Annotated in this window: 18 protein-coding genes; 11 read left to right on the top strand and 7 right to left on the bottom strand. The window is 40.5% G+C overall.

Annotated elements, in window-relative coordinates; translation table 11 throughout:
* Window positions 1–54 precede the first annotated feature (54 nt).
* On the top strand, window positions 55–1,104 hold the full coding sequence (locus tag U735_RS0121140; protein ID WP_031445729.1) for a LacI family DNA-binding transcriptional regulator: 1,050 nt from the start codon (window positions 55–57) through the stop codon (window positions 1,102–1,104).
* A 109-nt stretch (window positions 1,105–1,213) separates the two neighbouring features.
* Here U735_RS0121140 and U735_RS0121135 read toward each other — a convergent pair whose 3' ends face one another.
* From U735_RS0121135 to U735_RS0121125, 3 genes are all read right to left on the bottom strand, one after another.
* Window positions 1,214–2,872 (bottom strand): RagB/SusD family nutrient uptake outer membrane protein, encoded by a 1,659-nt coding sequence (locus U735_RS0121135; protein WP_031445728.1) that lies wholly within the window; start codon window positions 2,870–2,872, stop codon window positions 1,214–1,216.
* Window positions 2,873–2,916: 44 nt separating this feature from the next.
* A complete protein-coding gene (locus U735_RS0121130; RefSeq protein ID WP_051892274.1) occupies window positions 2,917–5,988 on the bottom strand; it encodes a SusC/RagA family TonB-linked outer membrane protein in 3,072 nt (1,023 codons plus the stop codon).
* A gap of 402 nt (window positions 5,989–6,390) precedes the next feature.
* Window positions 6,391–7,368, bottom strand: coding sequence for an NAD(P)H-dependent flavin oxidoreductase (locus tag U735_RS0121125; RefSeq protein WP_031445726.1), 978 nt, complete (start codon window positions 7,366–7,368; stop codon window positions 6,391–6,393).
* A gap of 137 nt (window positions 7,369–7,505) precedes the next feature.
* Between U735_RS0121125 and U735_RS0121120 the strand changes: the two genes are divergently transcribed.
* Window positions 7,506–7,982, top strand: a complete 477-nt coding sequence (locus U735_RS0121120; protein ID WP_031445725.1) for an acyl-CoA thioesterase — start codon at window positions 7,506–7,508, stop codon at window positions 7,980–7,982.
* Here the strand turns inward: U735_RS0121120 and U735_RS0121115 are convergent.
* Both U735_RS0121115 and U735_RS0121110 read right to left on the bottom strand, forming a co-directional pair.
* Window positions 7,966–8,859, bottom strand: a complete 894-nt coding sequence (locus tag U735_RS0121115; RefSeq protein WP_031445724.1) for a DMT family transporter — start codon at window positions 8,857–8,859, stop codon at window positions 7,966–7,968. The two genes, U735_RS0121120 and U735_RS0121115, sit on opposite strands and share 17 nt — an antisense overlap.
* The gene (locus tag U735_RS0121110; protein ID WP_031445723.1) at window positions 8,856–9,209 is read right to left on the bottom strand and encodes an arsenate reductase family protein; all 354 of its coding nucleotides are present in this window, start codon (window positions 9,207–9,209) and stop codon (window positions 8,856–8,858) included. The genes U735_RS0121115 and U735_RS0121110 overlap by 4 nt, the downstream gene beginning before the upstream one ends.
* A 206-nt stretch (window positions 9,210–9,415) precedes the next feature.
* Between U735_RS0121110 and U735_RS0121100 the strand changes: the two genes are divergently transcribed.
* Complete coding sequence (locus tag U735_RS0121100) at window positions 9,416–9,883, top strand: DinB family protein (RefSeq protein ID WP_227021015.1); 468 nt, start codon at window positions 9,416–9,418, stop codon at window positions 9,881–9,883.
* An 8-nt stretch (window positions 9,884–9,891) separates the two neighbouring features.
* On the opposite strand, the gene U735_RS0121095 is transcribed toward U735_RS0121100, so the two are convergent.
* Window positions 9,892–10,635, bottom strand: a complete 744-nt coding sequence (locus U735_RS0121095) for a DUF3298 and DUF4163 domain-containing protein (protein ID WP_031445721.1) — start codon at window positions 10,633–10,635, stop codon at window positions 9,892–9,894.
* Window positions 10,636–10,723: 88 nt separating this feature from the next.
* On the opposite strand from U735_RS0121095, the gene U735_RS0121090 reads away from it, so the two are divergent.
* From U735_RS0121090 to U735_RS0121075, 4 genes are all read left to right on the top strand, one after another.
* Window positions 10,724–11,878 (top strand): cystathionine gamma-synthase, encoded by a 1,155-nt coding sequence (locus U735_RS0121090; protein ID WP_031445720.1) that lies wholly within the window; start codon window positions 10,724–10,726, stop codon window positions 11,876–11,878.
* A 104-nt stretch (window positions 11,879–11,982) separates the two neighbouring features.
* On the top strand, window positions 11,983–13,326 hold the full coding sequence (gene gdhA / locus U735_RS0121085) for an NADP-specific glutamate dehydrogenase (RefSeq protein WP_031445719.1): 1,344 nt from the start codon (window positions 11,983–11,985) through the stop codon (window positions 13,324–13,326).
* A gap of 135 nt (window positions 13,327–13,461) precedes the next feature.
* On the top strand, window positions 13,462–14,181 hold the full coding sequence (gene recO, locus U735_RS0121080) for a DNA repair protein RecO (RefSeq protein WP_031445718.1): 720 nt from the start codon (window positions 13,462–13,464) through the stop codon (window positions 14,179–14,181).
* Window position 14,182: 1 nt separating this feature from the next.
* A complete protein-coding gene (locus U735_RS0121075; protein ID WP_031445717.1) occupies window positions 14,183–16,591 on the top strand; it encodes a TonB-dependent receptor plug domain-containing protein in 2,409 nt (802 codons plus the stop codon).
* Between the two features lie 52 nt (window positions 16,592–16,643).
* Here the strand turns inward: U735_RS0121075 and U735_RS0121070 are convergent, their stop codons facing one another.
* Entirely contained in the window at window positions 16,644–16,997 is a 354-nt protein-coding gene (locus U735_RS0121070; RefSeq protein WP_083260589.1) for a hypothetical protein, read from the bottom strand.
* 229 nt (window positions 16,998–17,226) lie between these two features.
* Here U735_RS0121070 and U735_RS0121065 point away from each other — a divergent pair, with 229 nt between their 5' ends.
* The 4 genes from U735_RS0121065 to U735_RS0121050 all read left to right on the top strand — a co-directional run bounded on the left by U735_RS0121065 (window position 17,227) and on the right by U735_RS0121050 (window position 22,744).
* Window positions 17,227–18,174 carry a DUF4382 domain-containing protein gene (locus U735_RS0121065; RefSeq protein WP_031445715.1) on the top strand — a complete coding sequence of 316 codons (948 nt, stop codon included), beginning with the start codon at window positions 17,227–17,229 and terminating at the stop codon, window positions 18,172–18,174.
* A 126-nt stretch (window positions 18,175–18,300) separates the two neighbouring features.
* Window positions 18,301–21,702 carry an isoleucine--tRNA ligase gene (gene ileS / locus U735_RS0121060; RefSeq protein ID WP_031445714.1) on the top strand — a complete coding sequence of 1,134 codons (3,402 nt, stop codon included), beginning with the start codon at window positions 18,301–18,303 and terminating at the stop codon, window positions 21,700–21,702.
* A 4-nt stretch (window positions 21,703–21,706) separates the two neighbouring features.
* Window positions 21,707–22,090: a TraR/DksA family transcriptional regulator gene (locus U735_RS0121055; protein ID WP_031445713.1), complete on the top strand. Its 384-nt coding sequence runs from the start codon at window positions 21,707–21,709 to the stop codon at window positions 22,088–22,090.
* Window positions 22,091–22,123: 33 nt separating this feature from the next.
* The gene (locus tag U735_RS0121050; protein WP_031445712.1) at window positions 22,124–22,744 is read left to right on the top strand and encodes a DUF4097 family beta strand repeat-containing protein; all 621 of its coding nucleotides are present in this window, start codon (window positions 22,124–22,126) and stop codon (window positions 22,742–22,744) included.
* Window positions 22,745–22,761: the final 17 nt, after the last annotated feature.

The raw sequence follows: 22,761 nt of genomic DNA, 5'->3' as shown, positions 1-22,761 counted from the left end.
TTTAGCCCTTATTTTTTGCAATGATACCATTGTAAATTAAAGATACCCCCTTTTATGGACGATCTAATAGGAATTAAACAAATTGCCAAGCTGGCCAATGTCTCCATTGGTACTGTAGATAGGGTGTTACATGATAGGCCCGGGGTATCCAAGGCAACACGCGAAAAAATAAAGGCCATTATAAAGGAAACCGGTTATAAAAAGAATACGGTGGCCAGTCGCCTTAATTTGGCAGGCCGTAAGAAACTAAAAATTGCGGTGCTTATACCAGAGGTCTCCAGTAATTGGAGTTATTGGGAACTTCCTAAAAAAGGCATTGAAAAGGCAGTGGAGGAATTAAGTGAGATGGGTATTCTTGTTTCATATTACTATTTTACCGATCCTTTCTCCTTTATAAAAATGGGCGATGCCATTATAAATAAAAAATATGACGCCCTGGTGACGGTTCCATTTTTTATGGTGGAATGCAACAATCTTTTAAGTAAGGCCAAGGCCGAAAAGATTCCTGTAGTCTTTATGGACACGGAGATAAAACTGGACTATCCTTCCTACTTTATTCGGCAGAACTCACATAAAGCCGGAATGGTGGGGGCTAGGCTTTTACATGGGCTGGTTGGGACCGAGGGACGCTATTTTGTAATCAATATTGTAACGGATAGGGGATTGCACGCCAATAATCAACAAAGGGAAAATGGCTTTAGGGAATTCTTTGCAACGAATTTCAAGGGAAAGCCAATTTCTATTATGACCATAAATCATCCTATAGATCGCCCTTTCGAAATTAATCCTGAAATAGAGAACTGGTTCAAGGATCCGAGGCGCAAAGGCATTTTTGTGACCAATTCAAGATCTTATTTAATACCGGATATTCTTAAGACCTATAATGTTTCCAATGTTTCTGTGGTGGGCTTTGACCTACATCAGGATAATCTGGAATGTCTCAGAAAGAAGGAGATTGATTTTTTGATCAATCAAAAGCCGGATGTTCAAGGGTATACTGCTATTAAGGGAATGTTTAAATTCCTTACGGAACAGGACCCTACAGATTTAAATATGGATGTCCCTGTAGAAATAATTGTGCAGGAGAATAGTGAGTTGAATTAGGAAACCATCTCACCCCAACACTTTAAGTTTTGTTCAAATATCAACAAAAATAATAGGCCTCCAAATATTTGGAGGCCTATTTCAGTACTAACTCAAAGGCTACTTATAATTATTGTGGATATCCGGGATTTTGTGGATAACCTCCCAAGGTCCTGTCTATTTGTTCCTGTGGAATAGGTCTTACAACATGATAATCCTGTATGTTGGGAGCAGCGCCTGGATTGTGCATCCTAGTGCGTTCCACTAATTTTCCGGTACGGGCCAGATCCCACCATCTCCAGCCTTCGCCAGTTAACTCTCGTGCTCTTTCGTCCAAGAGAAAGTCCAGGTCTACATCACTTGCGGTTATCTGACTTGCCACTTCTTGTCCAGGTACGGCAGCCCGCATTCTTACTACATTAATATCTTGTGCAGCACCGGAAGGATCACTTTGTTTTAGTCTTGCTTCTGCACGCAGCAGATAGGCATCACCCAATCTCATCAAGATAAAATCTCGTTGCCCATTTACTTTCTGACGATCAGGTCGGGTCGGGTCTATCCATTTGTTCATGGAAGGAAATAACCTTTCGGAATATTCGTCGTTGGTAATAACTATATATGGCTTAGTGTCTTGCAACGTTTGTGGCCAATCCATGTCCTTTCCAGGGCCTGGAATATAAATGGCCGTATCACCAATAGATAAGGCAGCCCTTGCTGGTTCACTTCCACTGGCTTCGGCAGCCGGTTCATTCTTATTGGCGTACCATACATGTTTAAACGAAGCGTCATAGCGCGTATCTATGTCTCTATCCCATAGGGTAAGCATAAAATCCGTAGGGCGGTGTCTTTTCCATGGTCTGCCATTTTCAGTATCTCTGGTCATTCCACGCCTAACATCATATTCCATTAGGAAATACAAGTGCCCGCGATGACCATAAGGGTCAATATCGCTGTCTACCTGCGCCTTGGAATTAGGAATAACAAAAACCATTTCACTATTTCCTTCATTTGTAATATCCCATAGATCGGCATAGTTGTCCAATAGGGAAAAACCATAATTGTTGATGACGTTACTGAAAAGTGTTTCCGCTCTAGATGCGTCATTACCATCTGCAAATGAGGTGTAGCTGCGTGTCAATAATGCTTTCCCTAAAAGGAATTCTGCGGCAGCCTTTGTAGCTCGTCCGTAGTCCGACTGTGAGTTGGGAAGGTTGCCAATGGCAAATTCCAGATCAGGTACAATGGCTTGGCTATAAATTTCTGCTTGGGCAGTTTTATTGGCCTCGACTTGTACGCCTTCTGTTTCCTCCAAGCTAAGATGGGCATCACCAAATGTAGTCACTACTTGAAAATAATACAATGCCCTTAAAAAACGGACCTCCGCTATTCGCAGGTTTTTCTGCGTTTCATCCATGTCTACATCTGCAGAACGATTGATAACACCATTGGCTTGATTTATTCCCCTGTACCAAGTGGCCCAAGATTCCTGCACATAACTCTCGGCACTGTTAAGCCCAGTATCGTAAAAGTTGAAAACTTTATGGCCACCATCTGCACCGTTTGTCCAGATGTCTGTTCCAAAAGTAGTCATCGCAAAGCCCATCTCTTGTCCATAAAAGGGTTTTAAGAAGGAGTAAGTTGCTTTAACGGCATCTTCGAGTCCTTTTTCCGTAGTATAGTAGGATGCTGCCGAGACGTCGGTTACCAATTCCTCATCGAGTGAATCGGAGCAGGAATGGGTCAAGAGCCCAAGGGCCAAAAACCATATATAATATATTTTTCTTTTCATGATATTTTAAATTTATATTTTTTTAACCGTGTTTATGCTAGACATTAAAACTTGGCGCTTAAGGATAAGGAATACATTTTGTTGCTAGGTACTATCCCGCTACCTGCCGAAACAGCATCTTCGGAAACTTCTGGATCAAAGGTTTCGTAATCTGTAATAATCAAGAGATTCTGGCCCGAAAGTGTTAATTTTAGTTCTTGCATCCCTAGTTTCTCCGTAATTGAATTTGGGAGGTTGTACCCTAATGACACGTTACGAAGTTTGATAAAACTAGAATCAAAATACCTAAGGGTAGACCCGTTTCTTGGGCTTTCCTGATTCTCGTTGGGTCTTGGATTGGCATTGGTAGGATTGTCTATTGTCCAATAATCCACATCCAAATTGTTATAACGGGCAAACAAGGAATTGTTGCTGGCATGAAAGTCCGATCGTATTGTTTGACCTTGACGGAAATAGAAGAAAACGCCTAGTTCCAACCCTTTATAAGAGAACTTATTGTTAAAACCTCCGTAAAAATCAGGGGTATCTGTGCCTAAAATTTTACGATCATCAGGGGTGATAAGTCCATCGCCATCTAAATCATTAAGTCGGATTTCCCCGGGTACTTTTTGCTCTTGGGAATTGGCCAAAGCCTCTTCGTCCGCTTGATAAATGCCTATTTTCTCATAGTCGTACCAAACTCTGATCGGTTGCCCTATAAACCAATTGTTCCCAATGTCATCTACCGGATTTCCATTTTCATCCTTTAAGGCCAATTCAACAATTTCTTCTTTATAACCGGCTACGTTAAAATCCATTTTCCAGGAGAATCCATTTGGATTGTCCAAGATACCGGCACTTACCGCAAATTCCAAACCTTGGGTACGTGTGGCGCCAATGTTCTGTAAAACACTGTTGTAACCTGAGGTAAATGGCAGACTTCTGTCTAACAGGATGTCCACTGTGTTTGTTCTAAACCAATCTATTGCACCATTGATACGTCCATTAAAGAGGCCGTAATCAACACCTATATCCAAGGTTTTCGATACTTCCCAGCCCAAAGCTGCATTGGGTATTTCCGAAAGTGCAAAACCAAGGGCGGATTCCTCTCCAAAGGCATAGGCGGTTCCTTGCAGCCTTCCGGCAGTTTGATAGGGAGCAACGGAAGTGTTACCCACTTCCCCATAAGAAGCTCTAAGTTTTAACTCGGAGATGGCCGATTCTGCCATAAAGTCCTCTTGTGATATTCTCCAACCCGCGGAAACGCCAGGGAAGTATTTCCATTTGTTACCTTCCGCCAGTCTTGAGGAGCCATCCGCCCTTAAAGAGGCCTGGAACAGATACTTGCCAGCAATATCGTAATTTATTCTACCCATAAATGAATTCAACGTCCATTCTGATAAGGAAGAATCTACAATACTGTTATCTGCAGATCCTAAATTATAAAAAGCTTGTGATTCATAGGGTATGCCTGTCACGGATGCGATGGAAAATTCAGATCGCGAATTTTGCGTACTCTGTAACAAGGTTACTTTTAAATTTTGATTGTCTGTAATGGCCTTATCGAAAGTCAATAAATTCTCCAAGGTATATCCAAAAGTATCAAAATGCGTAATTGAAGCATCTCCTGGGCCACCTCTGTTGTCATTGGTTAAACTACCCCTAAATTGTCCTCGTCTTCCTAGACGAATATCAGGACCAAAGGTGGTGGTCCAATTTAATCCCTCGGCAATATTTATATCCAAGAAGATAGGCGCAAAAATACGTGTAAACTTTCTTTCATCTATGTAGGCACCATCTACCAGTTCATTCAAAGGGTTGGTTCGTATCCCATCATTGGTGGGCAAGAATAATAGATTGCCCTCATCATCATAGGGAACCCCCAGAGGATTTATGGCCAAGGCTTCACCCATAGTGGCGTTGGAACCCCAATTCTGTATAGAATTCGAAATTAGAAAGGATGCCCCAACTTTAAATATATCATTGATTCTGTGATCGATGTTGATCCTTCCGGAAAATCGCTCATAATCTTGGTTACTTATAATACCTTGTTCTTTAAAATAACCAATTGAAGAATTGAAAGTGGTATTCTCTGATCCTCCGCTCACACCCAATTGGTGATTGGTCTGATATCCATTCCCTACTACCAAATCAATCCAATCAGTTGATCTTCCTTCTTCAATGGACTTTAATTCCACTGGATCAAAAAACACGTCAACATCTGCAGGGATGGTTCCGTTCCAAGATGAACGTCTAGCTTCCCTTTTCATTTCCGCGTACTCTTGTCCGTTCATCATGTCTACCAATCGAGCAGCAGAGGTAAGTCCAATCTGGCTACTGTAACGAACTTGGGTCTTACCAACTTTTCCACGGTTGGTAGATACTAGGATAACTCCGTTTGCCCCTCTAGATCCATAAACAGCTGTAGCGGCCGCATCCTTTAGAATTTGCATAGATGCAATATCTTGGGGGTTAATATCGGACATTGATTCCGAACCGTCAATTAATGGAATTCCATCCACTACGTATAGCGGGTCATTGGAGGCGGTTATAGATCTTCTACCCCTAATCCGCACAGTTGAGGTTTGTCCAGGTCTTCCTCCAGAAGCCTGAATGTCTACCCCGGAAATTTGCCCTTTAACGGCATCAATACTACTAGAGGTTTGGACAATACCCAATTGTTCGGCATCTACAGAGGCAATTGCCGCTGTAACCTCGCCCTTCTTTTGGGTACCATATCCCACCACTACCACTTCATCCAATAAGCTGGAATCAACTTCCAAGGATGCGTTGAGGGTGGTTTTGCCGTTAACGGCAATTTCTTTGGGCTGAAAGCCTACATAGCTAAATACCAATACGCCATTGGAGGCAACATTAATGGTATATTTACCATCAAAATCGGCCACTGTACCAACAGTTGTTCCTTTAACTACAATACTTGCACCAGGCAGAGGTATGCCTGCATCATCTGTTACGGTACCGCTAACCTGTTGTTGAATGGACAGGTCTGGGTCCGTAATTGCATAAGAGGTGCTGTGCACTCCTAAAAACGCCAGTAAGGATAGCTGCAGAAAGATTTTCTTCCAAACAGGAACACCCCGTCGCGCATGAATTGCTTCATTCATTTGTTTTTTCATAATTTGAGTTTTGAAAAGTTAGTTAAACATTAAACGTTAACTTTTGCTCGTTAACGTTAACGAATATAGTGATATATTTTTACAAGAAAAGTTTTTTGATAAAAATTCAATGTTAAATTTCTATAATGTGTATTGTATATCACATTTTATTGATGAATTGGTATTTTTTAACATAAATTAACTTAATGTTTTGCGCAGGGGGTGAAGTCCGCTATTTGTACTTAGGGCAGTGGGGTTTTGGTCCTGTTTATCGGGTTTAAATGGTGTAGGGAAGTTGTATCAATATTAGAATTGATGGTTTTTGTACTTAAGTATAGTATCGTCTATGCCACAATTCAACGTTTAATCTACGAATTACTTTTATAGGAAGTATCCTGAGTACTATATTTTTAGAAGCGAAATTTATTCTTTTGGATAAATTTCCAAAACCTTGATCTGGTCTTCAATGGCCGATTTGAATTCGGATTTAAGATTGGCTACCAGTTCTGATACGGATTCTACGTTGTTAATAGTGGTGACTCCCTGTCCGGCAGACCAAATTGTTTTCCAGGCTTTGGCTTCGGTATTCAGCTCTTTCCCAAAATCTATCTTTCTATCTTTTTTTAAATCTTCTTCCGTAATTCCTGCAGCCTTTAAGCTGGCTCCCAAAAAGTTGGCGTGTACCCCTGATATTGCAGCAGTATAGACCACATCACTGGCCCCGGCGTTTATGATCATTTGTCTATATTCCTCCGAGGCCTTACTTTCTTTGGTGTTTATAAACCTAGTGCCCATATAGGCCAAATCCGCTCCCATTTGTAGGGCCGAGGCAATATCCCTTCCGGTACTGATACAGCCAGATAGTAAAATGGTTTTGTCGTAAAATTTCTTTATTTCTGCAACCAAGGACATGGGGTTTATGGTGCCTGCATGGCCTCCAGCTCCAGCGGAAACCAATATTAATCCGTCTGCCCCAGCTTCGGCAGCTTTTTCGGCATGTCTTTTTTTAATGATATCATGAAATACCAGACCGCCATAACTATGTATGGCGTTGACTAACTGGGACACTGCTCCTAGCGAGGTAATTATTAAAGGGACTTTATGTTTTACACAAACTTTTAAATCCGCTTCCAATCTTGGATTTGTAGGGTGTACAATTAGATTCACGCCATAGGGGGCGGCTTTCTTGCCAGTTTCCTCTTCATATTTCTTTAATTCGGTTTTAATTTCTACCAACCAATCCTCAAAACCTTCCGTACTTCGCTGATTGAGAGCGGGAAAAGTACCGACTATTCCATTTTTACAGCATTCAATGACCAATTGCGGGCCAGATATAAGAAACATGGGTGCTGCTACCACGGGTAACGCTAGTTCTTTTATAAAAGCAGCTTTTTTGCTCATTTGGATTATGTTTTTAAAGAATTGGATATACTTGGATAACCTAAAAGTTAGTGACTATTATATTTAAATTTTTGTAAAAAACAGTACATTTGAATTATTATGCATGCATAATAATTCAAATGTACTAAATAAAAAGGATGTATTTAAAAGAATTCGAAATTCGATGGAGCGATGTAGATGCCAATCGCCATATGGCCAATTCGGCCTATTTAAATTTTATGAGCCATACAAGGATGTCTTTCTTGTTGGAAATAGGCTTTAACCAAAAGACAATGTCGCAGAACAATATTGGTCCCGTGGTTTTCCATGAGCATGTCTATTATTTTAAGGAAGCATTTTTAGGAAAGCCGGTAAAGGTTTCCTTGGAGTTGGTGGGACTTAGTGAGGACGGTATGTTCTTTGAATTTCATCATAATTTTTACGATGGCCATGGAAAGAACTTTGCCCATTGTCAGATTATGGGCGCTTGGATAGATTTAAAAACAAGAACCCTTACCGGTTTGGGTCATGAGTTTCTTGGGGCTTTTAACAAGGTGCCAAAGGGAGACGGATTTAAAGTACTTACCAAAGAGGATACCCGTAAGTTTTCGGTGCGTCCTAAGGACCTGGTCTAACTTTTTTGCTTACAAGATATACACCGATCAATACCAAGACTATTGCCAAAAACTTAACCAAAGTAAGATGGTCCTTGCCGGCCACAATTGCAAATATAATTCCTATCAAGGGTTGCAGGTACATAAAAACACCAACTGTTGAGGCCTTTAGTTGTGTAAGTGCAAATACATTGAACAAATAGGTCAAAAAGGTAGTTCCAATGATTACGAAAGCAATGGCACCAAGTGCCTCCACAGGAAGATTGCTCCATTGTATCTCCTTAAATTCTGTGTATGTTATGGGAAGTGTAATGATAAATCCGATTCCAAACATCCATTTCATAAGGGTGAACGGGTGGTATTTTTCCAGTAATTTCTTTACTAGAATAAGGTACAGCCCGTAGGAAGTGGCATTAACAATAAAAAGCATGTTGCCCAAAGGTATATTAGTGGCATCCTGTCTAATTTCAGCACCAAATAAAATTAATGCCAAGGCTCCTATTAAGCCCAAGAAAACACCAATGCCCCGCTGAAGGGTAATTTTTTCCTTGATAAATAGTGCAGATAATATCACAACAAGTATTGGAGTAATGGTAATGAGTACAGCACTATTGATTGGGGTGGAAAGGTCCAATCCCTTAAAGAAAGAAAGCATATTAATGCCCATTCCAAAAAAGGCACAAACGAGTAATCTGCCCCAGTCCCTCCGTTCCAGTTTTTCTTTTGGACCGAAAAAAGAAATTCCCCAGAATAACAGGGTTGCTCCGAAAAGTCGCAGGAAAATAAATCCAAATGGCTTTACATAGGTAGGCATCACCCCCTTGGCGATGGTATGGTTAATACCATAAATGGTGGTCGCCCCCAAGGCGGCCAAGATAGCAAGGGTTCGTCTACTCACGAATTAATTTTTGCTTTGGCTGCAGCCACAACAGCCTTGCTATTTCCCACAAAAATATCGTTGTCAATAATGACAACCGGGCGTTTTATAAAGGTATAGTGCTCAAGGATAAGGTTTTTATAGTCTTCTTCGGATAATTTTTGTTCTTTTAAATTTCGCTCCTTATAAAGTCGCGCCCGCTTACTGAACAAGCTTTCGTAGCTCCCTGACAATTGGGCCATGCTTTCCAGTTGGTCCTGTGTAATAGTCTCGTTTTTTATATCTTGAAGTATAAAATTGCTGGGTGGTTCCAACTCTTTTAAAATCCTTTGGCAGGTATCACAAGTACTCAGGTGAAATATCTTTTTCATGTGTATTTTTTATAGTATTTAGAGGTCACATGTAACCGTTTATGATTAAAATAACTATCGAATGCCATGGGAAAGGATTATTTTAATCATGTCGGTTTCATCCTGTAAATCTGTTCCTCCATATATTTTCGCCCTGCAAAGAAACCCAATTACATTGAATTGTACTATTTTTAGCGGCAATTGTAAAAAAATTATAACCAAAAAATATGTCAACTTTGGAAAACGCATTTGAAGTAACACTTCAAAACAGAAAAAGGCTATATAAATTTTTAAAGGAGACTCCAAAGGAGGTTCTTCTTCAAATTCCCAAAGGCTTCCGCAACAATATTTGGTGGAATATTGCCCATGTGGTGGTTACCCAACAACTATTGGTCTATAAATTCAGTGGACAACCCATGAGGGTGAATGATGCCTTGGTGGAAAAATTTAAGAAGGGCACTTTGCCGGATGGTACTGCTACAGAGGAGGAGATTAATGAAGTTTCAGATTTGTTATTGGCCACTGTTGAATGGATGCAAGAAGACTATGGGAAAGGACTATTTAAGGGTTATACGGAATATACCACCAGTGCCAATGTTACCTTAAGCTCAGTGGATGATGCCATTATTTTCAATGTGTATCACGAAGGACTTCATCTTGGGGCTATTTTATCCTTGATGAAGCTTGTATCTTAAGGCCGCTATTATAATTCCTTTTTAAATTTTATGTACGGCTCAATTTCTTGGTATTTCAGGGTTAAAATAATTGGGCCGTCCGCATAGGAGGCAATTTCATATTGTTCGTAGAACAACTGTAGGCCTTCTTGGGTAAACCCAATATTTTCCGGAAGGTAAAACATGTCGTCCTCAAACATAAACCCAGTGGCGTTTATTGAGCCTGTATCTGGAATTTTTTCTTGTTTCCTAAATTTGGCCTCGGCAAAACTTTGAAATTCCAAGGGATCCTTAAATAATTCCATGGTTTCCATTTCCAGGCCTTTTACTTTATCAAAATTTAAAAATCGGGTGGAGGAAAAACCGTGTGCCCCACCGGTAAAGGAATAGGAATTGACCTGAATGGTCAGGATATTTTTATCCTCATAGGTTACTTTGCCTTCAATATCGGCTTCCCAGCCAACCGGCTCATCGGGATACATTTTTTTTAATTCCAAATATCCGTTCTTAAAGGATTGGATAGCCTCCTCTATATTGGTAGCTTCTATTTCATCATCATAAATAAGCAAGGATATTACCTCTTCTTGTACCGAACTGTTTATAATGTTGCTTATAGGCTTGTCGTCCAGAGCTCTCGGAATGTGGATGGTTACCTTTGGACAACTGTTACAATTTTCAGTTATAAAATCGACGGGTTCAAAAGTGAGCCGATCATCCTTTTCACAATTCCATAAAAATAAAACGAGCAATAAACAGGCGAATCTAATCTTCATTAAAGCGATTGTTTTAGAAAGGTACAAAGCTACAATATCATTGTATTCCCAAAAAGATAAAGGTACATTTGTGTATAGAAATTTAGTTATGGGTAAAAGACAATTAAAATTCAATAGCAGGACAATTCATGGAGGTCAGGCTCCCGATGAGGCCTATGGTGCTGTTATGCCCCCCATCTATCAGACATCTACCTACGCCCAAAGTACACCTGGCGGCCATAAGGGATACGAATACTCCAGAAGTGCCAATCCAACTAGGACGGCACTGGAGAATTCCTTGGCCAGTATTGAAAACGGGAATTATGGTTTGGCTTTCGGCAGTGGATTGGCGGCTATTGATGCGGTTATTAAATTATTGAGCCCTGGGGATGAGGTTATTTCCACCAGTGACCTTTATGGGGGCAGCTATAGGATTTTTAAAAAAATATTTGAAAAGTTTGGCATCGTTTTCCATTTTGTTGGGATGCAGGATACGGAGGAGATAGCCAAACACATTAGTGCTAAAACCAAGCTTATTTGGGTGGAGACCCCCACTAATCCAATGATGAATATTATTGATATTATGTCGGTTTCCCTATTGGCAAGAAAACATAAAATTCTACTGGCGGTCGACAATACTTTTGCGACGCCTTATCTGCAACTGCCCTTGGATCTGGGGGCCGACATTGTAATGCACTCGGCAACAAAATATCTTGGGGGACATAGCGACGTTGTCCTGGGAGCTCTGGTGGTCAAAGACAAGGAACTTGCGGAACAATTGTATTTTATTCAGAATGCAAGCGGTGCGGTGTGCGGGCCAATGGACAGCTTTTTGGTACTTAGGGGAATAAAAACCTTGCACGTAAGGATGCAGCGACATTGCGAAAACGGAAGAGCGGTGGCGGAGTATTTAGCAAATCATCCAAAAATTGAAAAAGTCTTTTGGCCTGGGTTTATTGATCACCCCAATCATGAAGTGGCAAAAAGCCAAATGAAGGATTTTGGGGGAATGATATCCTTTGTTCCAAAAGGGGGCAATTTTCAAGATGCCATTAAAATTGTTGAAAAACTAGAGCTGTTTACCCTTGCGGAATCCTTGGGCGGGGTGGAAAGTTTGGCCGGGCATCCGGCCAGCATGACCCATGCCAGCATTCCGAAGGAGGAAAGGGAAAAAAGTGGAGTGGTAGATGCTTTAATTAGACTTAGTGTGGGTATAGAGGATAAGGAAGATTTAATTGAGGATTTGCGTCAGGCTATAGAATAAATATTTTGCCAAATTTTGAAAAAAATAGGGTTTACATTATAGAAATACTATAATTTTGCCTTCAAACTCAATATTTATCAACAATTAGCAATAAATCACATTTTATGGAAGACAAGATAAATGCTTTTATGGAAGAGGTAAAAGGCCGTAATAGCCATGAGCCGGAATTCATACAAGCTGTGCAAGAAGTTGCAGAAACAGTTATTCCCTACATTAGTAATCATGAAATTTACAATGGCAAGAATATATTATTAAGAATGGTGGAGCCGGAAAGGTTAATTTCCTTTAGGGTTTCCTGGGTAGATGATGACGGTGAAATACATGTAAATAGAGGATATAGGATTCAAATGAATTCTGCCATTGGTCCTTATAAAGGGGGGCTTAGGTTTCATCCTACTGTAAATGCAAGTGTTCTAAAATTCCTGGCCTTTGAACAGGTTTTCAAAAATAGCCTAACCACCTTGCCTATGGGGGGTGGAAAAGGAGGGTCCGATTTTGATCCGAAAGGAAAATCGGATGATGAAGTAATGCGCTTTTGTCACGCCTTTATGACGGAACTTTGTAGGCACATTGGACCTAATACAGACGTTCCTGCTGGCGATATAGGTGTTGGTGCAAGGGAAATAGGGTTCCTGTTCGGGATGTATAAAAAAATCAGAAATGAGTTTACCGGGGTTTTGACCGGGAAGGGTCTTTCTTGGGGGGGGTCCAAAATACGACCTGAAGCAACAGGATATGGTACCGTTTATTTTGCCCAGAGTATGTTGCAATCCAAGAAGGATGATGTTAAAGGGAAGACCGTGGTTATTTCCGGCTCTGGAAACGTAGCCCAATATGCCGCTGAAAAAGTAATCCAATTGGGAGGTAAGGTAGTTACCCTTTCGGATTCTGGCGGTTATATTTACGACAAAGAGGGTATTGATGAGGAAAAACTGGCCTTCGTTATGGAAATCAAAAATAAAAATCGAGGAAGAATATCCGATTATCTGGATAAGTATACCTCTGCAGAATTCCATAAAGGAAAGACGCCTTGGGAAGTGCCATGCGCTATAGCCTTGCCGTGTGCAACCCAAAATGAGTTGGATGGGAATGATGCCAAGACTTTACTAAAGAATGGATGTATCTGTGTGGCCGAAGGAGCAAATATGCCATCGACCCCTGAAGCAATACATGCCTTTCATGAAGCTAGAATACTATTTGCTCCGGGAAAGGCATCCAATGCAGGTGGGGTGGCCACCTCAGGTTTGGAAATGTCGCAGAACTCATTGCGTATTAGTTGGACCCGTGAAGAGGTAGATGAACGTCTTCAAAAAATAATGAAGGATATTCATGATTCCTGCATAGATTATGGAATGGACGAAGATGGCTATTGCAACTATGTAAAAGGGGCAAATATTGCCGGGTTCGTAAAAGTTGCCGACGCCATGTTGGCGCAGGGAGTAATTTAAGGTTCTATAAGTCTACAAAGTATCACGGCATTGGCCAGTATTTGAAAATGAAATCCAAGTGATTTCCAAGACCCTTAAGGTTTTCATGACCTTAAGGGTCTCTTTGTATTATCTTTGTTCCAATATATATTTGTAATGCAGGTTGCTACCAAAGGAATTGTTTTAACATCTATTAAATATGGGGATACCAGTTTAATTGTCCGGATATTTACTTTTTCTGATGGAATAAAATCCTATCTATTGAGAGGGATTCTTGCTTCAAAAAAAGGGAAGTTGAAAACTGCTTACTTTCAGCCTTTGCTTCAACTGGATCTGATTGCGTCCCATAAGAACAAGGGAACCTTGGAAAGGATTACCGAAGCCAAGGTTAGTTATCATTATCAGTCCCTGCATACGGATATTGCCAAGAATGCCCTAACATTTTTTTTGGCAGAAATGTTGGGCAACAGTATTCATGAGGAAGAGGCCAATGAAGGTCTGTTCAACTTTATTGAAGCGGCCTTGCAGTGGTTGGACGCCCATGATGAATTTGCCAATTTTCACCTCTATTTTTTACTGTCTTTGACCAAGTATTTTGGTTTTTATCCGGACACCAATAATATGGCCTATATGTACTTTGACCTTTTGGAAGGAGAGTTTATAATAGCGCCATCATTAAACCCAATCGTGGAAGGGGAGAATTTAAAACACTTTAAAAAGCTTTTGGGCATAAATTTTGATGCAATACATACTATTAAACTTAACAAAAAGAACCGTCAGGAGCTCTTGAAAAATCTTGTCCTTTATTTTGAATTACATTTGCAGGGATTTAGAAAACCGAAGTCATTGGCCGTGTTAAATGAAGTTTTTAGCTGATATGCAAAAAATAGTTTTCATAGTTGTCCTCCTAATATTTACAGGTGCATCGGGGCAGGAAATTGTTATTTTGGACGAGGAAGACCATCAGCCGATTCCCAACGTTATTGTTTATAATTGGGATAAATCCAGAACGGTCCTTTCCGATTTTGACGGCAAATGTGACCTTTCTAAATTTGATCTGGGCGAACGGATCACCTTCACGCATATTGGCTACCAAAACTATAGAAGCACCAAGTCCCACGCAGTCAGAAAGGGAAAGCTCTACCTGGCTTTGATTGCGGAGCAGTTGGATGAGGTGGTGATGTCTATCTCTAAATGGGAGCAGCAGAAAAAGGACATTCCTCAAAAAATATCGCTGATGAATGCCAAAACCATAGAGTTTACGGCTTCCCAAACTTCGGCAGATCTCCTTCAAAATAGCGGCAAAGTCTTTGTCCAGAAAAGTCAGCTTGGGGGTGGTAGCCCTATGATAAGGGGTTTTGCCACCAATAGATTGTTGCTTTCCGTAGACGGAGTCCGCATGAACAATGCCATATTCAGGGGAGGTAATATTCAAAATGTGATTTCAATAGATCCCTTTACCATTAAGAGTACTGAAGTGATTTTTGGTCCTGGATCTGTAATTTACGGTTCTGATGCCATTGGAGGGGTCATGAATTTTTACACCAACAATCCTCAATTTTCCAAGACCGATAGTTTAGAGGTCTTCGGAAAATCAAATTACAGGTATTCTTCCGCGAATAACGAAAATACGGTTCATGTAGATTTCAATTTGGGCAAAAGGGAATGGGCGTTCTTGAGCAGCCTTACCTATAACAACTTTGGAGATCTTAAAATGGGTTCCCATGGGCCAAATTCCTACTTAAGGAACAATTACGTGGTTACGGAAAATGGGCAGGACAGGTTACAGGAAAATGATAACGCCAAAAAGCAGGTACCCACTGGGTATGATCAAATCAATGTAATGCAAAAAGTGCTCTTTAGGCCCAATAGCAATTGGAATATAAATCTAAGCGCATATTATTCCGAAACTTCCGATTATTCCAGATATGACAGGCTTATTAGACCGTCCAAGGATGGACTTGGCCTACGTTCGGCGGAATGGTCCTATGGTCCTCAGAAATGGTTTATGGGGAACCTGCAATTTTATAAAAACGGCAAGGGGAAGTTCTATGATGGATTAAAAATAACCACTGCCTATCAAAATTTTGTGGAAAGTAGGAACGATAGGGGTTTTGGGGATGATATAAGGTATGGAAGCAAGGAGAATGTGGATGCTATTTCTGCTAACGTCGATTTTGAAAATAAACGTATTGGAAATCTTAGGCTTTACTATGGGGGGGAATACGTATTTAATAAAATTGGATCTGCAGGAAATGAGTTTAATTTAGAGACCATGGTTACCTCACCTAGTGCATCCAGGTACCCCGACAATTCTACCTGGCAAACTCTTGCGGGCTATATTAGTGGTGAACTAAGGGCCAAGCCCAACTTTACCTTTCTTTCCGGGCTTAGATATAGCCATGTTTGGATCGATGCAATTTTTGACCAAACCTTTTATTCTTTTCCTTTTAATGATGCCGATCTTAGTACGGGGGCTTTAACAGGAAGCTTGGGATTTAGTTGGTTTCCAAAAGCGGATTTGCAGTTGACCTTCAATGGATCTACAGGATTTAGGGCCCCGAACATAGATGATGTTGGTAAGATATTTGATTCGGAGCCTGGGTCCGTGGTAGTTCCCAATCCAGATTTGGAGCCGGAGTATGCCTATAACTTGGAGGTAGGAATCCAGAAGAATTTTAATGATAGACTTATGTTAAAAGGAGCCTCCTTCTATACTTATTTGGTAGATGCCCTTGTACGTCGGGACTTTCAATTTAATGGGAACAGTGAAATTATGTACAATGGGGAATTACATAATGTCCAGGCAATACAGAATGCGGCAAAGGCCTATGTATATGGTTTTGAATTTGGATTGGACGCTTTTTTAACCGAAAACCTGTCTGTGAACGCCAACCTTACCTTTACAGAAGGGATAGAGGAAGAGCAGGACGGTACGGATACACCGGGTAGACATGTGGCTCCAACTTTTGGCGATTTCCATATTGTTTGGAAGAACCAAAAACTGAAAACCGATCTCTTTGCCAACTTTAACGGAGAAATTAGTTTTGGGGATTTGGCCATGTCCGAAAAAACAAAGGACTATATATATGCAGTTGATGCGGATGGCAATCCTTATTCCCCATCCTGGTATACCTTAAATTTTAGATCACAGTATCAACTCTCCCACGCCTTAAAATTTACCGCAAATTTGGAAAATTTTACGGATCAAAGATATCGTTCCTATTCCTCCGGAATCGTGGCGCCGGGAATCAATTTAATTTTGGGTGTGGGCTATACGTTCTAAAAAAAGTCCGGTACATGAATACCGGACTTAAGTTTTAATGAAAATAGGATAACTATTCCTGTATTTTCTCTTTTGCCTCCTTGGCAGCTGCCTTGGTCTTGTCCGCAGCCTTAGTAGCGGCACCCTTAATATCCTCACCTACTTCCTTGGCAGCATCACCTGTCTTATCCATGGCCTCTTTACCGGCCTCTTTCATATCTTCTCCCATTTCTTTGGCATCATCCATGGCTTCTGAGGCAGCACCTTTTACCTCTTCCCCGACTTTCTTCATATCCTCTCCAACTTCTTTTAAAGCTTCATTAGTTTCTTCCATGGCATCTTTGGCCTTATCCTTTGTTTCTCTACACGATACAAATGAAATGCTGAGAGCTATCATCAAAATTGAACTTAAAATTACTTTTTTCATGTTGTTAGTTTTAGAAATTAATGTGAACCTGATACCGATATATACGTAAAAATTGGAGATAAAGACCATATTTATGGCTCCAATACTAAAAAAATATGTAAGAAAATTAAGCGTTTAGGTTTCTGTAAATCAGGTTTCTAGGTAAGAATCAATTTTTGGAGGAGATTTTGTAGGTAGGGGAAGACAGGTCTTGATTGTTATATAGGCAAATGTTTAAAACTAAATTATTATGAAGAATTATTTAAAGATTTCAGGATTAGCTTTAATAGCTTTAGTAGGGATGATGTCATGTAGCAAAAACGACGATGCTGCCATGGAGGGGGAATCGTATAATACATCCTTTGAAGTTACCGATGCACCAATAGATAACGCCGAGGTTGAAGCGGTTTTTGTTACCATTGCCAACGTTTCCGTAGACGGAAAGTCTCTAGAGGGATTCACTGCAACAACAATAAACCTTGCCGCTTTGGTAAATGGTAAAACCGAAGCTTTAGGGAACTTGGACCTACAGGCAAAATCTTATTCCAGTATCGTTTTCGAATTGGATTTTGACAAGGATGTGAACGGGGATGCTCCAGGTTGTTACGTAGAAAAGGCCAATGGGGAAAAAGATGCTTTAATGGCCTCTTCCAACAAAATTACCATTACTGATAAGTTTGAAGTTTTGGCAAATGCTACCAATGTGATCGTGATAGATTTTGACCTTAGGAAAACTATTAAGGAAGAGAAGGATGGATTGTCCAGCGATTTCAATTTTGTTACCATGGCAGAGCTTACTGCAGGAATTAGAACGGTAAACGCAGAATTGACCGGAAAAATTTCAGGGAGTGCCAACGATGCCAATAACACATCGGACAAGATTATTGTTTATGCCTATGAAAAAGGAACATTCAACGCCGATGTTGAAACACAGGGAAAAGGGGAGAGCGAAGTTACCTTTGCCAATGCCGTAACCAGTGCAGAAGTAAAAAACTTAAGTGGCTCCTATAGTCTGGATTTCTTGGAGGAAGGGGAATACGAATTAATTTTTGCATCCTACAAGGAAGATGACAATAGCGAGTTCTACTTCAATGCTTTGTTGAATGTAGAGTCGACCACAGGTCTTAATTTAGGGGCTATAGAGGTAAGCTCGGCCCTTCAAATAAGCGCAAATGTTACCGTAACCGGGACAAAATAATTTTAACAACAACTAAAATATTTAAAAAGCTCCTTTTCAAAGGGGCTTTTTGCTTTTAACAGAATCATTTTACGCTAAAAATCATTAGTTTTGCAAACTTAAAATGTAGCATTAGAAGCTGTTATTATGAAGTTTGCAGAATACAAGGGATTAGATTTACCGAAAGTCGCTGAGGAAGTATTGCACTATTGGAAGGAGAACAATGTTTTTGAGAAAAGTGTTACAAGCAGGGAAGGCAAGGATAGTTTTGTTTTTTATGAAGGACCACCTTCTGCAAATGGATTGCCTGGTATTCACCATGTAATGGCCAGGACCATCAAGGATATTTTTCCACGTTATAAGACCATGAAGGGGTTTCAGGTTAGACGCAAGGCCGGATGGGATACCCACGGACTCCCTATAGAATTGGGTGTGGAGAAGGAATTGGGAATTACCAAGGAAGATATTGGCACCAAAATATCCGTTGAAGAATACAACGCAGCCTGTAAGAAGGCGGTAATGAGGTATACCGATGTTTGGAATGCCATGACCGAAAAGGTAGGATATTGGGTAGATATGGAGGATCCATATATCACCTACAAATCCAAATATATGGAATCTGTTTGGTGGTTGCTCAAGCAGATTTACGACAAAGGACTTATTTATAAGGGTTATACCATTCAACCCTATTCTCCAAAGGCAGGAACCGGATTAAGTTCGCACGAGTTAAATCAACCAGGTACCTATCAAGATGTTACGGACACTACCGTAGTAGCACAGTTTAAAGCGGATAAAACTACCTTGCCTCAGAATTTGCAGGAAGTAAGTGGTGATGTTTTCTTGTTGGCATGGACCACCACACCTTGGACCCTGCCATCCAATACGGCATTGACCGTTGGTCCTAAGATTGATTATGTTGTAGTGAAGACCTTCAATCAATATACCTTTGAGCCCATGCATGTTGTCTTGGCCAAATCTTTGGTAGGAAAACAATTTAGCGGCAAATTTTTTGTAGCGGAAAGCGATGCCGATTTTGAAAACTTTTCATCAAAGGACAAGAAAATCCCTTACCAAATAGTAGCTGAAACAAAAGGACTGGACTTGGTTGGGACAAGATACGAGCAACTGTTGGACTATGCACTGCCTTATCAAAATCCAGAAAATGCTTTTAGGGTCATCACTGGAGATTTTGTTACCACGGAAGACGGTACGGGGATTGTTCATACGGCACCAACTTTTGGGGCAGATGATGCCTTGGTGGCCAAACTCGCTGAACCGGAGGTGCCCCCTATGTTGGTTTTGGATGAAAATAATAATCCAGTTCCTTTGGTAGATCTACAGGGTAGATTTAGGCCAGAAATGGGAGAGTACGCCGGTAAGTATGTAAAAAATGAATATTATGATGATGGCGAGGCCCCGGAGCGGTCCGTAGATGTTGAAATAGCCATTAAATTAAAGGAAGAGAACAGGGCCTTTAAGGTGGAAAAATACGTTCACAGTTATCCAAACTGCTGGCGTACGGATAAACCTATACTTTACTATCCCTTGGATTCTTGGTTTATAAAGGTCACTGATATCAAGGATAGGATGTTCGATCTAAACCAGAACATCAATTGGAAGCCAAAGGCTACCGGAGAGGGAAGATTTGGCAATTGGCTGGCCAATGCCAATGATTGGAACCTGTCCCGTTCCCGTTATTGGGGAATTCCGCTACCTATATGGCGTACGGAAGATGGCAAGGAAGAATTGATGATAGGTTCTGTGGCCGAACTTAAGGAAGAAATGCAAAAAGCCTTAAAGGCAGGAATTCTTGAAAAGGATATTTTTGAAGATTTTGTTGTAGGCGACATGGGCGAGGACAATTATGACAAAATAGACCTGCATAAAAATATTGTGGACCAAATAACCTTGGTGTCGCCCTCTGGAAAACCAATGAAACGCGAAAGCGACCTTATAGATGTTTGGTTCGATAGTGGTTCCATGCCGTATGCCCAATGGCACTACCCTTTTGAGAATAAGGATTTAATAGATGAGGGAAAGACTTTTCCGGCCGATTTTATAGCCGAAGGGGTCGATCAGACCCGTGGTTGGTTTTACACCCTGCATGCTATAGCCACCATGGTATTCGATTCTGTAGCCTATAAAAATGTTGTTTCCAATGGCTTGGTGCTGGATAAAGAAGGTAAGAAAATGTCCAAGCGCTTGGGCAATGCAGTGGATCCTTTTGAAACCATGGATGAATTTGGGGCAGATGCCACTCGCTGGTATATGATATCCAATGCAAATCCGTGGGATAATCTAAAGTTCGACGTAGAGGGTATCGCAGAGGTAAAACGTAAGTTTTTTGGTACCTTGTACAACACCTATTCTTTCTTTGCCCTTTATACCAACATAGATGGTTTTGATTATTCGGAAGCGGATATTCCCTTGCATGAAAGACCGGAAATAGACCAATGGATTTTATCGGAATTGCATTCCCTGATCAAAACAGTGGATGAGGCCTATGGAGATTACGAGCCCACCAGAGCAACAAGGGCCATATCGGACTATGTGCAGGAGAACCTGAGCAATTGGTATGTGCGTTTAAGTAGAAGGCGTTTTTGGAAGGGGGACTATCAACAAGATAAGATATCGGCTTACCAAACATTGTATACCTGTTTGACCACCGTGGCAAAGCTCTCTGCACCAGTAGCTCCATTTTACATGGATAGACTATACAAAGATTTAACAATTACGACACAGAAAGAGCCTTTTGAAAGTGTACATTTGGCCGATTTTCCTAAATATGATGCCTCATTGGTAAATAAGGAATTGGAAAGTAAAATGGCAAAGGCGCAGACTATTTCATCCTTGGTCCTGTCCATTCGTCAGAAGGAGAAGATTAAAGTACGGCAACCCTTGCAAAAGATAATGATTCCGGTATTGGATAATAAACAAAGGTTGGAAATTGAAGCTGTGGCCGGTTTAATAAAGTCCGAAGTGAACGTGAAGGAGATAGAACTCTTGGATGATGCATCCGGAATTTTGGTTAAGCAAATAAAGCCAAACTTTAAAACTTTAGGACCAAAGTTTGGTAAGGATATGAAGCTGATTGCAAGTGCTGTAGCGCTATTAAATCAAAATGATATCCAGAAAATTGAACAGGAAGGCGAAATTTTACTGCATTTTGATAATAAAAGTATTACTTTACAGTTACAAGATGTAGAAATTTCCTCCCAAGATATTGAAGGTTGGTTGGTAGCAAGTTCAGGTCCAATAACGGTGGCCTTGGATATATCTATCAATGAGGACCTTAGAAAGGAAGGTATTGCTAGGGAACTAGTCAATAGAATTCAAAACCTTAGAAAGGAATCCGGTTTTGAAGTGACAGATAAAATAGATATTAAATTATTGAAAAATGGATTTGTCCAGGACGCGGTAGAAAGTAATATGGCATATATTAAGACCGAAACCTTGGCAGCAGAACTTAATTTTGAAGAAAGCATGGACAATGGAATTGAAGTGGCTTTTGACGAAGTTAATACCAGATTGTTTATAGTAAAACATTAAGATTATGGCCGAAGAATTAAAAGTAAGGTACGCGGATAAGGATTTAAACGAGTTTAAAGTACTTATCGAGGAAAAAATTGAAAAAGCTAAAAGTCACTTGGAACTTTTAAAGAGTTCCTATATGAATGATGGCAATAACGGAACGGATGATACGTCCCCAACATTCAAGGCTTTTGAAGAAGGCTCTGAAACAATGAGCAAGGAAGCAAATACGCAATTGGCCATTCGTCAGGAGAAATTTATCAGGGATTTAAAGAACGCCTTGTTGCGTATAGAGAACAAAACCTATGGCATTTGCCGAGTTACTGGAAAGCTGATCAGCAAAGAGCGACTTAAGCTAGTGCCACATGCAACGCTGAGTATTGAAGCGAAAAATATGCAATCCTAAATAAAAACGCCTTCATAGGCGTTTTTTTATTATATGAGACTAGTTGCCTTTGTTTTCTTCCTATTGGGAAGTTGTACTTTACAGGCCCAAAAAAAGGTCGTCAAAGCCATTGAAAATCCCAATTTCTCTTTTGTTCAGATCGATGTCAGGAATTGTTTTTCCCTTGCTTTGGAAACTGTGGATAGTCCAAAAATAACGGTTGAGGCTTCAATAGATGGCGAGTATTTACAGGATTTATTGGTAAGTGTAAAACAACAGGGAACAACAGTATTGGTCAGTACCGGTTTTCAGCCCAATTTTGTTTTTCCAAATGATAAATTAAGTGCCCACAAGGTCATTTCCATTTCCTTGAAGATATCAATCCCCAAAGACCTAGATGTTAACGTATATGGTACCAGCACCAATGTTGGTGTTACAGGGGATTATGCCAAGCTAAAAATTAGTTTGTCCGATGGCAAATGCATCTTAAATGGAAGAGGGGAAAATGTGGAAATCAATACCCAAAGTGGAAATATTGAGCTAATTACTAATAACGCCCAAATTATGGCTTCCACAAAATATGGTAAAATTAAACGGGAAGTGATTGCCTCTGGAGATGATCATTTTACCTTGAATTCGGTAACAGGAAATATCAGCATAAGGAAAACCGAATAATATGTTTATTTTTGCCG

The organism is Arenibacter algicola (assembly GCF_000733925.1).
Lineage (GTDB): Bacteria > Bacteroidota > Bacteroidia > Flavobacteriales > Flavobacteriaceae > Arenibacter > Arenibacter algicola.
The sequence above is the reverse complement of the archived record's forward strand: the minus strand, read 5'-3'. Positions and strand labels throughout refer to the sequence as shown.